Source organism: Kribbella sp. NPDC054772 (genome assembly GCF_053611945.1).
Genome location: NZ_JBSHBJ010000001.1, coordinates 265997 through 279404, shown reverse-complemented (window position 1 = coordinate 279404; position 13408 = coordinate 265997). Strand labels below are relative to the sequence as shown.

The 13408-nt window shown below is 69.6% G+C and carries 12 protein-coding genes; 11 read left to right on the top strand and 1 reads right to left on the bottom strand.

Annotated elements, in window-relative coordinates; all coding sequences use genetic code 11:
• Positions 1 to 3: 3 nt before the first annotated feature.
• From ACWGID_RS01410 to ACWGID_RS01365, 10 genes are all read left to right on the top strand, one after another.
• On the top strand, positions 4 to 699 hold the full coding sequence (locus ACWGID_RS01410) for a class I SAM-dependent methyltransferase (RefSeq protein ID WP_452193324.1): 696 nt from the start codon (positions 4 to 6) through the stop codon (positions 697 to 699).
• Positions 700 to 790: 91 nt separating this feature from the next.
• Positions 791 to 1342 carry a hypothetical protein gene (locus ACWGID_RS01405; RefSeq protein WP_452193322.1) on the top strand — a complete coding sequence of 184 codons (552 nt, stop codon included), beginning with the start codon at positions 791 to 793 and terminating at the stop codon, positions 1340 to 1342.
• Positions 1332 to 2582, top strand: coding sequence for an ABC transporter substrate-binding protein (locus ACWGID_RS01400; protein ID WP_452193321.1), 1251 nt, complete (start codon positions 1332 to 1334; stop codon positions 2580 to 2582). The genes ACWGID_RS01405 and ACWGID_RS01400 overlap by 11 nt, the downstream gene beginning before the upstream one ends.
• Complete coding sequence (locus ACWGID_RS01395; RefSeq protein WP_452193319.1) at positions 2582 to 4354, top strand: sugar ABC transporter permease; 1773 nt, start codon at positions 2582 to 2584, stop codon at positions 4352 to 4354. Before ACWGID_RS01400 ends, ACWGID_RS01395 begins: the two co-directional genes overlap by 1 nt.
• Positions 4351 to 5661, top strand: a complete 1311-nt coding sequence (locus tag ACWGID_RS01390; RefSeq protein WP_452193318.1) for a hypothetical protein — start codon at positions 4351 to 4353, stop codon at positions 5659 to 5661. Before ACWGID_RS01395 ends, ACWGID_RS01390 begins: the two co-directional genes overlap by 4 nt.
• 36 nt (positions 5662 to 5697) lie before the next feature.
• Complete coding sequence (radA, locus tag ACWGID_RS01385; RefSeq protein ID WP_452193316.1) at positions 5698 to 7098, top strand: DNA repair protein RadA; 1401 nt, start codon at positions 5698 to 5700, stop codon at positions 7096 to 7098.
• A 131-nt stretch (positions 7099 to 7229) separates the two neighbouring features.
• The gene (locus ACWGID_RS01380; protein WP_452193314.1) at positions 7230 to 8168 is read left to right on the top strand and encodes a beta-ketoacyl-ACP synthase III; all 939 of its coding nucleotides are present in this window, start codon (positions 7230 to 7232) and stop codon (positions 8166 to 8168) included.
• A gap of 180 nt (positions 8169 to 8348) precedes the next feature.
• The gene (gene disA / locus ACWGID_RS01375; protein ID WP_452193312.1) at positions 8349 to 9443 is read left to right on the top strand and encodes a DNA integrity scanning diadenylate cyclase DisA; all 1095 of its coding nucleotides are present in this window, start codon (positions 8349 to 8351) and stop codon (positions 9441 to 9443) included.
• Between the two features lie 191 nt (positions 9444 to 9634).
• Positions 9635 to 10213, top strand: a complete 579-nt coding sequence (locus tag ACWGID_RS01370) for a PadR family transcriptional regulator (protein WP_452193310.1) — start codon at positions 9635 to 9637, stop codon at positions 10211 to 10213.
• Positions 10183 to 11706, top strand: a complete 1524-nt coding sequence (locus ACWGID_RS01365) for a DHA2 family efflux MFS transporter permease subunit (protein WP_452193308.1) — start codon at positions 10183 to 10185, stop codon at positions 11704 to 11706. Before ACWGID_RS01370 ends, ACWGID_RS01365 begins: the two co-directional genes overlap by 31 nt.
• Here ACWGID_RS01365 and ACWGID_RS01360 read toward each other — a convergent pair whose 3' ends face one another.
• Positions 11707 to 12390, bottom strand: a complete 684-nt coding sequence (locus ACWGID_RS01360; RefSeq protein ID WP_452193307.1) for a hypothetical protein — start codon at positions 12388 to 12390, stop codon at positions 11707 to 11709.
• Positions 12391 to 12471: 81 nt separating this feature from the next.
• Between ACWGID_RS01360 and ACWGID_RS01355 the strand changes: the two genes are divergently transcribed.
• Positions 12472 to 13320 (top strand): A/G-specific adenine glycosylase, encoded by an 849-nt coding sequence (locus ACWGID_RS01355; RefSeq protein ID WP_452193305.1) that lies wholly within the window; start codon positions 12472 to 12474, stop codon positions 13318 to 13320.
• Positions 13321 to 13408: the final 88 nt, after the last annotated feature.

The following is a 13408-nucleotide window of genomic DNA, read 5'->3' as shown; positions in this document are numbered from 1 at the left end:
CGGGTGAGCATCGCCGAGGGTGGGATTCCGAGCCCGAACATCTGGCACCACCCGAAGGTGTACGAGATCGAGAACCGGGCGGTCGACCCGGACGGCGTGATCGAGCCGGCCATGCGGGCAATCCGGGACTGGACCGGCGCGACGGTGCTCGACATCGGCTGCGGGACCGGGTTCCATCTGCCGACGTTCGCCGCGACCGCCGGACGGGTGATCGGCGTCGAACCGCACGGTGCCCTGGCCGAGGCCGCGCAACGCCGTACGCGCGCCTTGCCGAACGTCGAAGTCCGCCAGGGTACGGCGCAGCGCCTGCCGGTGCCGGACGCGTCGATCGACGTGATGCATGCGCGCTGGGCGTACTTCTTCGGCCCTGGGTGTGAGCCCGGACTGGCCGAACTCGACCGGGTGATGCGCCACGGCGGGACCGCGTTCGTGATCGACAACGACGGGAGCCGGTCGACGTTCGGGGAGTGGTTCAGGACGTCGTACCCGATGATCAAGGCGCCCGAGGTGGAGCGGTTCTGGACCGACCGGGGCTGGCACCGGACGCCGCTGGACATGGGCTGGCGGTTCGAGTCCCGGGCCGACCTCGAAGCGGTGGTCAAGATCGAGTTCACCCCGAAGGACGCCCGCCGGATCCTCGCCTCGCACCGGGGCTCCGAGGTCGACTACGCGATCAACCTCTGGAGCAGGACCTTCTGAACGACACTCTGTGTGCCTGCGAGCGGACCTCTTGGCCTCATAGGGTTAACGAACCACTCGACGGGGCTTTCTGGGGAGGCGCCAGCCACGGATGGACGGACTGCTGCTCGAAAGCGTGCCGGGGCTGCCGGAGCGTCTCCGGATCGACGTCGGTGAGCAGCGTGCGGTCGTCGTACCCAATGTCAGCGATCGGCGCCGCCTCGCCGACATCGTGACCGGACTGGACGAGCCACCGACCGGTGCGATCGTCCTAGCTGGCGGACTGGTCCGGCTGGTCCCCGCGGAAGGCGGACTGCTTCCGCACCTCACTGTGCTCGACAACGTGATTCACGGCCACCGCACCGCGCATCCGGTCACCAAACAAGCGGCCCGAGAACAAAGCCGGGTAATGGCGACGAACTGCGGTCTCGAGGACATCCTGGACCGCTACCCCCACGAGATCACCCCTGGCCGCCGTCGACTCACCGGTGTGGCCCGGGCGCTCAGCGCCTACCCGCGGGTGATCGTGCTGGAGGACGCGACCGGCCTACCGACCTGGGGATCGCTGCTGTCCATCCGCCCGAACCCCGACCTCCCGTCCGTCGCTCTGCTGCTCATCACCACCAGCACGACCCGTACGACCGGATTCGTCGATGCGGACTAGTCGTCGGGCGTTCCTGGGGACCGCAGCCACCTTGCTGGTCGCCGGCTGTTCGAGTGACGTGCTGGGACTGCGGCGTGCGGTCCGCGTGGCCGTCAGCTGGAGTGGGCAGGAGCTGCGCGCGTTCCACAAGGTCCTCGACGGTCTCGGCTCACTGAGCTACCCGGTCGAGGTCGTACCGCTCGGCGACGACATCTCCACCGCGTTCGGCGCCCGGACCACGCGGCGACCGGACATCGTCATGCTGCCGCAGCCCGGTCTGGTCCCCCGCCACCTCAACGACCTCGAGCAGATGCCGGACGACATCGCTCCACTCGGTCGAGCACGTCTGTGGAAGGAGCTCCTGGTCCACGACGGCACGACGTACGGCGTGCCGTTCAAGACAGCGCACAAATCAGCGGTCTGGTACCGGCCCTCGGTGTTCGCGAAGGCCGGCGTACAACCGCCTCGGCAGTGGGCGGAGTGGCTTGAGCTCAACCGAACGCTGACGCAGGCCGGGATCACACCGCTGTCGCTGGCCGCGGGTGACGGCTGGGTGCTGACCGACTTCCTGGAGAACATCCTGTTGGGTATCGCGCCGTCGGTGTACGCAGGTCTTGCGACGGCCGCAGACCCGCGTCCGTCGCAGCAGCCACAGTTCGGCGCCGCGCTGCGGCTGCTCGGGACGATGTGGTCCGCGCCGGATGCGCTGGCGGGTGGAGTGAAGGGGTCACTGGTCCAGCAGTTCCCCGACGCGCTGGTGGAGGTGTTCGGCCATCGCAGGGCGGCCATGGTGCTCGCCTCCGACTTCGCCGAACCAGTGGCCCGGACGTTCGCGGCAGACCCCGAGGACATCGACCTGTTCACGTTCCCGCCGATGAATCCGGGAGCAGCAGCACCGGTGGTCGTCGGCGGCGACGTGATGGTGCTGCCGAAGCCCACCACGGACGACGCCCGCGACCTGGTACGCCGGTTGTCCGCACCAACTGCCGCGGACCCGTGGATCAAGGAAGGTGGCTTCCTGGTGGACGGCCGGACCTCCGGCTACTCCTCGGAGCTCACCCTGCTCGCCGAACAGCTGGCCGCACCTGGTGAGCAACTCCAGTTCGATCTGTCCGACCGGCTCGGCCGGATCGGCGACATCAACGGGCTGTGGCGGGTGCTGACCGACTTCCTGATCGCGGTCGGCGGGCGCGGCCCGCTCGTCGTACCTACTGCGGTGGACGACGCGATCGAAGCGCTGCGGAAGGTGGAGGAGGGCTGATGGGACTGCACACCCACGGCCTGTCTCTCGAGGTCGTCGGCCGCGAGATCACCGGCCGCCCTGTCCCTGGCAGACCACGCCGCCCGGCCGGACCGTACCTGCTCGGCCTGCCGGCGTTGCTGCTCAGCTGCCTGCTGCTCGTACCGATCGGGTTCACCGTGGCGGCGGCGTTCCGGACACCGAGTGGTTTCGGGCTCGGCAACTTCGCAGTGATGGGCGACCCCGGCGCACTGCATGCCGTGGGCAACAGTCTGCTGTGGGTCCTCGTGGCGTTCGCGACCGTGGCGGTCGGGTTTGCCCTTGCATTGTTGAGTTATCGGCTCCCTGCGGTCACCACGTTCCTGCAGCCCGCGCTGGTGATCCCGTTCGCGGTGTCGGTGCTGGTGTCCGGTGCGACGTTCCGGCTGCTGTTCGACCCGACGCCAGAGCGTGGGACGGTCACGGCGGTCTTCACGCGACTGTTCGGTTCGAGTCAGGTCTGGCTGGGCCCTGGTCTGTTCTGGCTGGTGCTGGTGTCCGCCTTCGGCTGGACCTGGCTCGGGTACGTCGTCTCGCTGTTCCGCGCCGGTCTGGACGCCATACCGGACGACGTGACCCGCACGATGACAGCGGAGGGCGTGCGCGGGTGGCGGCGAGTGCGGGCGCTGGAGATCCCGTTGCTGCGGCCCATCACCGGCGTGGTCACGCTGACAGTTGTCATCGCGGCAGTGCGGGTCTTCGACCTGGTACTGATCGTCGTACCGGGGTCTATGCAGCGGTCTGCCGACGTACTCGGGCTGAACTGGTGGCGTGCGACAACGACCGGTGGAGACACCGGACGCACGGCAGCACTGGGTCTCGTGCTGTTCGCGATCGTCGCGGCAGTCGGGCTGATCGGAGTACGCGGTCTTCGTCGGCGCCGGTGGGCGATGCCGGTGACCGTCGTCCGGCCGGATTCCTCACTGGAGCGGCCGAAACCAGGCAGAGCGGTACGCCGGTACGGCTGGCTGATCGGCTTCGCTGTCGCGCTGGTGTGGATCTTCCCGGCCGTCATCCTGGTCGCGACCGCACTGCACTCACCACGCGAGGCAGGTGTCCGCGGCTGGTGGTCGCTGTCCGGACTCGGGTTCTCCTCCTTCGCAGCGGCCGCTAACGTCGGGCTCTTCCGGGCGCTGCTGTCCACGCTGATCATCGCGGGCGCAGCGACAGCAGTCCTGCTCGTGATCGCCGTACCGACTGCTTACCTGGTCGCCTGGGGCGGTCTGCCGACCCGACTCGGCCGCGTGGTGATGGCGGTCTTCGTAGTACTCGCAGTCACGCCAGTCCAGATGTACGCCGCTCCGCTGCGAGACGCGATCGATGCGGCTGGACTGGCCGGGTCCCGGATCGCCTTGGCGCTGGTACATGCGGCCGCGGGTCTGCCGTTCGCCGTACTGCTGCTGCGGTCCGCGTTCGCGTCAGCCCCGCCGGCGTTGGTTTCTGAAGCGCTGCAGGGGCCTGTGCGGCAGAGCGCCGTACTGGCGACTGTTCAGCGCACGTATCGCCCCGCGCTGATCGCCGTAGCGGTGCTGGAGTTCGCATTGGTCTGGAACGACTTCATCGTCGGCTTCCTGATCAGCGGCCCGGGTACGACGCCTTTGTCGCTGGTGTTGTGGGGTGAGGCGCGCCAGTTCTCCGCATCGAGCGGACCGGTCGCTGCCGCGGCTGTGGTCGCTTCAATTGCGCCGGTGGTGCTGATGCTGTCGTTCTGGCGGACCGTGGTGCGCGGACTGACGACGGGGAGCCGGCCATGAGTGAAGAGCCGAAACCACCTGAAGAGCCAGCAGAACAGCCGCCTGGGCAAGAGCCAGAGCGACGGGAGGAGACGTCCCGGACTCGCCGCTTCCAGCTCATCATCGGGACGGTCGCGTCCGCGCTCCTGACCGGCCTTGCCTCGGAGCTGCTGAACCAGAGCCTCGACAGCGGTGGTGTGGTGCAGTGGGTCGGCCTCGGCATCACAGCACTGCTCGGCGTGATCACGATCGTCCAGTACGGCCCGACACTCCGGCACGCAGGACACGACGTACCAGGCACTCCTGAGCTTCGTACGGCTGCCGATGAGGCCGAGCAGTGGATGATCGCTCTCGGTTCAGAGGCCGGTGGGATGTCCGCGGCCGAGTGGTACGAGAACAACCAGGTGCAGCTCCTCAAGCTTCTGGTGGACGAGAAGGCGCGTACCGACACCATCGACGACTATGCGCGGATCTGCGACGCGCTGGAGGCCTGGTACGTACGACGTGCCGATCCGGAAGCGCTGCTGCAATTGAGCGAGCTGCTGAGCGCTGCCGCCGAAGCGTGCGCGCGCCGGGACCTGGCCGAGCTCGGTGCGGCACGCGCGGCAACGGCGTACCGGATGATGGGTGACCTGGATACGGCCAGCACGCGACTCGGCATCTCCGACAACGTCGCGACCCACAACCGGACAGCGGCCGCGCTGACGACCCGGCGCCAGGTCGAACGTGCACTGCTCCACCTGGCCCGCGCCGACCGCTCACCGGCCGGCAACGATCGCGACGAGGCCGTCCTCAACGCCCGCGACCGGCTCGACGACGCACGCCTGAGCCGGCCCGGACCCGACCTCGCCGCCGAGATCGCGATCGGCATCAACCTCGCCGTCGTGCACCTCTACCGGCAGGACGCCGAAGCGGCGCTCGACCAGCTGCGACCGGCCCTCGCTCGCGCAGCCGCTGCCGGTGACCTGAGCGCACAGGCCCACGCACTGGAGCTGATGGGTGTGGCCGCGTGGATCCAGCGCAACAAGCACGAGGCCGCCAGCCGCTGGACGCACGCGGCACACCTGTACGGCGAGGTCGACGAGCGCGAAGGCCACGCCCGATGCCTCCAGCATCTCGGCTCCGCGGAAGTCATCACCGGCCGCCACGACGCCGCTCTCGACCACCTGGAACAGAGCGCGATGCTGCGCACCTCGGAGAGCGAGATCCTGACGAAGTACCTCGCCGCCGCCCGCCAGGCCTCCGAACCACCCGTCGTCGAGGACGACCTGCCACACCTCGTGGCGGCCGGCTGGCTCAAGCGCGTGCGTGACTTCTTCACGCGATGAACCGAATTGTCGGGGCCGTCACCTAGGTTGGTCCCCATGGCGAAGGCGGCGACTCAGGCGAAGGGCAAGCCGGCGTACGCGTGCTCGGAGTGTGGCTGGACCTCCGCGCGCTGGATCGGTCGGTGTGGTGAGTGCCAGGCCTGGGGGACGGTCGCCGAGGTCGGCGCGCCGAAGGCCGCGCGGATCACCGCGGGCCCGGTGTCGTCGCCGGCGATGCCGATCGCCAAGGTGTCCGCGATCGAGGCCGAGTCCCGCCCGACCGGGATCGGCGAGCTCGACCGGGTGCTCGGCGGCGGCGTCGTACCGGGCGCGGTGATCCTGCTCGCGGGTGAGCCCGGCGTCGGGAAGTCCACGCTGCTGCTGGAGGTCGCGGCGCAGTCGGCGCGCGGCGGCCAGCGGACGTTGTACGTCTCGGGTGAGGAGTCGGCCGCGCAGGTCCGGCTCCGGGCCGGGCGGACCGACGCGCTGGTCGACGAGCTGTACCTCGCGGCCGAGACCGACCTGTCCGCGGTGGTCGGCCAGGTCGACGCGGTCGAGCCGTCGTTCCTGGTGATCGACTCGGTGCAGACCATGGCGCACCCGGAGGTCGACGGCGCCCCGGGTGGTGTCACGCAGGTCCGTGAGGTGACCGGTGCGCTGGTCCGGCTCGCGAAGGAACGGCACATCGCGGTCGTGCTGGTCGGCCACGTGACCAAGGAAGGCGCGATCGCCGGTCCGCGGATGCTCGAGCACCTGGTCGACGTGGTGCTCGCCTTCGACGGCGACCGGCACTCCGGGTTCCGGATGGTGCGCGCGACCAAGAACCGGTTCGGCCCCTCGGACGAGGTGGGCTGCTTCGACATGGTCGACACCGGGATCGTCGAGGTCACCGACCCGACCGGTCTGTTCGTCTCCGAGCACGCCGAGCCCGTCGCCGGGACGTGCGTGACGGTGATGATGGAGGGCCGCCGCCCGCTGCTCGCCGAGGTGCAGGCCCTGGTCGGCCCGTCGGCAGCGCCCCAACCACGCCGTACGACGTCGGGCCTGGAGTCGTCGCGGGTCGCGATGGTGCTCGCCGTCCTCGGGAACCGCGTCGGCCTGAAGCTGACCGACCAGGAGGTGTACGTCGCCACGGTCGGCGGCGTGAAGATCACCGAGCCGGTCGCGGACCTGTCGGTGGCGATCGCGGTCGCGTCCTCGGTGATGGACAAGCCGATCCACCCCGGGCTGATCGCGATCGGCGAGGTCGGGCTGGCCGGTGAGGTGCGTCGCGTCGGCGGTCTGGAGAAGCGGCTCGCGGAGGCGGCACGCCTCGGGTTCACCAAGGCGATCGTGCCGGCCGACATCCCGAACCGGAGCAAGGACATGAAGCCGATGGACATCCAGAAGAAGTACGGCCTGCGCACCTTCGCGGCCCCGGACCTGCCGTCCGCGCTGATGGCCGCCGGTCTCGCCTGACGGGCTGTGGTGCTCGCCACAGGTGAGACGGGGGATCACCAGCAGGCGGACCGGGAACGTACTCTGGGGACCGCCCCCGCCGGGTTCAGCGTCGAACCCGGGCGTCCCCCGGATGACTGCAGGAGCACCTGATGACCGGATCAAGAGTTGTCGCGCTCGGCCACTACCAGCCGGAACGGGTGCTCACCAACGACGAGCTCGCCACCATGGTCGAGACCAACGACGAGTGGATCCAGAGCCGGGTCGGCATCCGGGAACGCCGGATCGCGGCGCCCGACGAGTCCGTCGACGAGATGGCCTGGCGGGCCGCCGACAAGGCCGTCGCGAACGCCGGCATCGACGTCACCGAGATCGACTACGTGGTGGTCGCGACCTGCACCGCGATCGACCGGTCGCCGAACATCGCGGCCCGCGTCGCCGCCCGGCTCGGCCTCGGCAACCCGGCCGCCATCGACGTGAACACCGCCTGCTCGGGTTTCGCCTATGCGATGGCGACCGCCGACCAGGCGATCCGCGCCGGCGCCGCGAGCAAGGCGCTGGTGATCGGCGTGGAGAAGCTCAGCGACTGGACGGACTGGACCGACCGCACCACCTGCGTGCTGATCGGTGACGGCGCCGGCGCCGCCGTACTGGTGGCCAGCGACGAGCCGGAGATCGGCCCGGTCGTCTGGGGCTCGGTGCCGGAGATGTCGGACGCGGTCCGGATCGAGGGCCGCGAAGGCCCGTTCCAGCAGGAGGGCCTGAGTGTCTTCCGCTGGGCCACCACGCAGCTGCCGGAGATCGCCCAGCAGGTCTGCGCGAAGGCCGGCCTGAAGCCCGAGGAACTCGGCGGCGTCGTCCTGCACCAGGCGAACCTGCGGATCATCGAGCCGCTCGCGAAGCGCCTCGGCGCGGTCAACGCGGTGGTCGCCAAGGACGTCGTGGAGTCCGGCAACACCTCGGCCGCGAGCATCCCGATCGCGCTGTCGAAGCTGGTCGAGAAGCGCGAGATCCCGAGCGGCGCGCCGGTACTGCTGTTCGGATTCGGCGGCGGTCTGTCGTACGCCGGTCAGGTCATCCGCTGCCCCTGACGCGGCAGGCGTCGTACCGCTCCGGCCTTCGTCCACGCGGGAAAGCCGGAGTGCACGGTCCGGATGCACGGGCTGGTGCACGCGCACCGGCGGTTGCAAACCGTAGCGCGGCCGGTGCTCACGTGCGGGCAGCAGATATCCGCGCAACAGCGTCCGCAGGACCGCATAGACTCAGGTTCCGTGGCACCGAACACGGACAAGAACAGCACCGGCGCCCGGCTGCGCGCGACGCTCGCGGCGGTGGCACCCGGCACCGAGCTGCGCGAAGGCCTGGAACGGATCCTGCGCGGGCGAACCGGCGCACTGATCGTGCTCGGTCATGACAAGGCCGTCGACGCGATCTCGACCGGCGGCTTCGAGATCGACGTCGAGTTCACGGCGACCGGATTGCGCGAGCTCAGCAAGATGGACGGCGCGATCATCCTCGACCGCGACGCGACCCGGCTGATCCAGGCCGCCGTCCACCTGATGCCGGACCCGGCGATCGTCACCCAGGAGACCGGCACCCGGCACCGGACCGCCGACCGGGTCGCGCGGCAGACCGGGTTCCCAGTGATCTCGGTGTCGCAGTCGATGCACATCATCGCGCTGTACGTCGACGACCAGCGCTACGTGCTCGAGGACTCCGGAGCGATCCTGTCCCGCGCGAACCAGGCGCTGGCCACGCTCGAGCGGTACAAGCTGCGCCTCGACGAGGTGTCCGGGACGCTGTCCGCCCTGGAGATCGAGGACCTGGTCACCGTCCGCGACGTGGCCGCGGTCGCGCAGCGGCTCGAGATGGTCCGCCGGATCGCCACCGAGATCGACGGGTACGTCGTCGAGCTCGGCACCGACGGCCGCCTGCTCACTCTGCAGCTCAACGAACTCGTCGCCGGAGTCGCCGGCGAACGCGAACTGGTGGTCCGCGACTACCTCCCGCCCGCGACCGGCCGCCGCCCGAAGACCGCCGACGACGTACTCGGCGAACTCGACGCGGTCTCCCCCGGCGACCTGCTCGACATCGGCCAGGTGGCGCGGGCTCTGCAACTCGGCGGCGCCGAGCAGCTCGACGCGGCGGTCACCCCGCGCGGCTACCGCCTGCTCGCCAAGGTGCCGCGCCTGCCCGGTGCGGTGATCGATCGCTTGATCGACCACTTCGGCCACCTGCAGAAGTTGCTCGCAGCAAGCATCGACGACCTGCAAACCGTCGAAGGAGTCGGCGAGAACCGCGCCCGCACCGTCCGCGAAGGCCTCTCCCGCCTAGCCGAATCCAGCATCCTCGAACGCTACGTCTGACCCACCGAGCCGAACCGACGCTCAACCACCCCCAGCACGAGGAGGGTTATCCCCTCGCGCTGGGGGTTCTTCGTTGGTAGACGAGCAGAGAACCCCCACCACCAGGGGATAACCCCGGGTTGCGGGGACAGGTAGGTCGGGGTAATACTCCAGGTGGAACATTTCGTGTGGAACAATCCGAGTGGAGCACCATGGCTGACCTCACCCCGCTGGCGATCTCGGTGCTGGCGTTGCTCGAGGAGCGGTCGATGCACGCTTATGAGATGTACCAAGTGCTGATCACGCGCCACAACGACCGGCTGCTCAAGGTCCGCCCGGGCTCGCTCTACCACACCGTCGAGCGGCTGGCCGGCCAGAAGTACGTGCGCGCGATCGGCACCGAGCGCGCCGGCAACCGCCCCGAGCGCACGACGTACGAGATCACTCCGGAGGGCTCCGAGGCGCTGAAGTCGCGGGTGGAGACCGCGATCGAGGAGTACGCCTACGAGTACCCGCTGTTCCCGGTGGTGCTGAGCGAGGCGCACAACCTCGACCCCGAGGACGCCGTACTGCGGTTCCGCCGCCGCGTCGCGGACCTCGAGATGCAGCTCACCGAGATCGACGACGCGCTCGCCGGCGCCGCGGCCCGGTGCGTGCCCGAGCCGTACTGGATGGCCGGCAGCTACGTCCGCGGCCAGCTCGCGGCGGAGCGGGACTGGCTCGCCACCACCATCGAACGTATCGAGAGCAAGGACCTGGAATGGCAACCCCGCAGAACCAAGACGCAGTGAGGCCGGAGGTCCGGCCCTGGCCGGCCTTGTGGGCGCTGGTGCTCGGCTTCTTCATGATCCTGGTCGACTCGACCATCGTCTCGGTCGCCACCCCGGCGATCCTCGAGGACTTCGGGTCCAACGTCGGCACGGTGGTCTGGGTGACCAGCGCCTACCTGCTCGCGTACGCCGTCCCGCTGCTGATCACCGGGCGGCTCGGTGATCGGGTCGGCCCGAAGAAGCTCTACCTGACCGGGTTGGCGTTGTTCACGCTGGCGTCGGTCTGGTGCGGTCTGACCAACACCATCGAGATGCTGATCGTGGCCCGGGTCTTCCAGGGGCTCGGCGCCTCGATGATGACGCCGCAGACGATGGCGGTGATCACCCGGATCTTCCCGCCGAACCAGCGCGGCCGCGCGATGAGCCTGTGGGGCGCGACGGCCGGCGTGGCGACGCTGGTCGGCCCGATCCTCGGCGGCGTACTCGTCGACGGACTCGGCTGGCAGTGGATCTTCTTCGTGAACGCACCGGTCGGCCTGGTCGGGTTCGTCCTGGCGATGCGCCTGGTGCCGAACCTGCCGACACACAAGCACAAGTTCGACCTGATCGGTGTCGCACTGAGCGCGGTCGGGCTGTTCCTGCTGGTGTTCGGGATCCAGGAGGGACAGAAGTACGACTGGGGCCAGATCAAGGGCCCGATCTCGGTCTGGTCGCTGATCATCTCGGGCGTGGTCGTGCTGGCGATCTTCGTCTTCTGGCAGTCCCGGACCCGCGGCGAACCGTTGCTGCCGCTCGGCCTGTTCAAGGACCGCAACTTCTCGCTGGCGAACGTCGCGATCACCACCGTCGGGTTCGCGATCACCGCGATGGCGTTCCCGCTGATGCTGTGGGCGCAGGCGGTCCGCGGTCTGTCCCCGACCCGCGCGGCGCTGCTGCTGGTGCCGATGGCGGTCATCTCCGGCGCGTTGGCGCCGTGGGTCGGCCGATTGGTCGACCGGACGCCGCCGCGGTTCATCGCCGGGTTCGGACTGCTGTGCTGCTCGGTGTCGATGTTCTGGATGAGCCAGGTGATCGAGCCCGACGTACCGATCTGGGAGCTGCTGCTGCCGATCGCGCTGCTCGGTGTCGCGAACGGCTTCATGTGGGCCCCGATCGGTACGACGGCCACGCGGAACCTCCCGATGCACCAGGCCGGGGCGGGCGCCGGCGTCTACAACACGACGCGGCAGGTCGGCGCCGTCCTCGGTAGCGCGAGTATCGCCGTACTGATGGAGTCGCGGCTGGCGCACAACCTGCCGAGGCTCGCGGGCGGTGGCGCGCCGACGGGTGAGGGGTTCTCCGGTGGGAAGCTGCCTGAGGTCGTTCGTCAGGGGTTCAGTGACTCGATGGCGCAGTCGCTGATCCTGCCGGCGATCGTGTTGCTGATCGGACTCGCCGCGGCCTTGATGTTCACGGCCCCGACCTACCTGCGCAAGCAGGCCGACGCGACGCAGCCTGCCGCCGAAGCGAGCTGATCAGACGACCTGGAAGGCCTGGGCTCCGGACAGGCGCCCGTCGTACTCGGCCTTGACGACATAGGTGCCAGGCTTGGCGACCGGTTGACCCGGCAGGCAGCCAGGCCTGGACCGCTGTCCGTTCCACGGCACGGTGACCGCCGCTTGCTTGCCCTTGGCAACGACGAGGGTGGCGGTCTGGATCGCCTTCTCGCACTGCGTGGAGCTCCAGATCAGGTCGTTGCCCGAGGTCACCGTGACTGTCAGCCGGTCGGCGCCGATGGTTGCCTTGCACGCGTCGCTGACCGGGGTCAGCTGGACGACGAAGTTCAGCGCGGAGCCGGAGGCGATCTTCCGGTTCGCGGGCAGTGCGTCGATGCGGACGTCGGCGCCCTTGCACGGCTGGTCCCCGGGCGGTGTCGTCCGGGTCGGCTTCGGAGTGGACGTCGGCGTGGACGTCTGGGTGGACGTCGGCGTCGTACTGGGAGTGCTGCTGAGCGAGGTGCTCGGCGCGCTGGCCGGCGGCGCGCCCGTCGGGTTCGGCTGCGGGTCGGTCGAGGCGGCGTCCTTGGTGTCGTCGCCACCACCGGCGAACAGGCGCGAGATCAGGAAGATCAGCACAACTACGACCGCGAGCACCAGTCCCCGGCGGAACCAGTACACGCTGGCGGGCAGGTGCCCGACCGGACGGAGCAGGCTGCTCATGAAGCGCACTCTAATATCGGCTCTGTGCTGGACCACTCAGGCTCGCCGTTAGCCGGCGCTCTCCATGACCTCCATGACACAGTGCTGACCTGGTACGACGCCAACAAGCGCACCCTCCCGTGGCGGGAGCCGGACGCCGGGGCGTGGGCGGTCATGGTCAGCGAGTTCATGCTGCAGCAGACACCGGTCACTCGGGTGCTGCCGGCGTACCAGCGGTGGATGCAGCGGTGGCCGAAGCCGGTGGACCTGGCCACAGAGGCTCCTGGTGAGGCTGTGCGGGCCTGGGACCGCCTCGGGTACCCCAGGCGTGCACTCCGGCTACACGCAGCGGCTCAGGCGATTGTGGAGCGTCACGGTGGCGAGGTACCGGACGACCATGCAGACCTGCTCGCGTTGCCCGGCGTCGGCACCTACACCGCCGCCGCGATCGCGTCCTTCGCCTACGGCCAGCGGCACGCCGTCGTCGACACCAACGTCCGCCGCGTCCTCGCGCGCGCCCTGACCGGTGTCGCCCAGCCGAGCATCTCCCCCACCGCCGCGGACCAGCGCCTCGCGGTCACCGCCCTGCCGGCCGACGAACGCACCGCCGCCCGCTGGGCCGTCGCCTCGATGGAGCTCGGCGCCCTGATCTGCACCGCCCGTACGCCGCGCTGCGCCGACTGCCCGATCCAGTCCCAGTGCGCCTGGGTGCTCGCCGGCAGCCCGCCGTACGACGGCCCTCCGCGCCGCGGCCAGACCTACGAAGGCACCGACCGCCAGGCCCGCGGCCGCCTGCTCGCGGTACTGCGCTCTGCGGCAGCCACCGTGCCGAAGTCCGAGCTCGATGCCTGCTGGCCGGACGCGGTGCAACGCGAGCGCGCCCTGGACGGTCTGGTCGCCGACGGCCTCGTCGAGCCACTGGACCGCCAGATGTACCGCCTACCTGGGTAAATACCTGAGAGGCGGGGGGGGGGGTGGGGGCCGGCGCGCAGGGGGGGTTTTTTTTTTTTTTTTTTTTATACGGGGGGTGGGGCGCCGC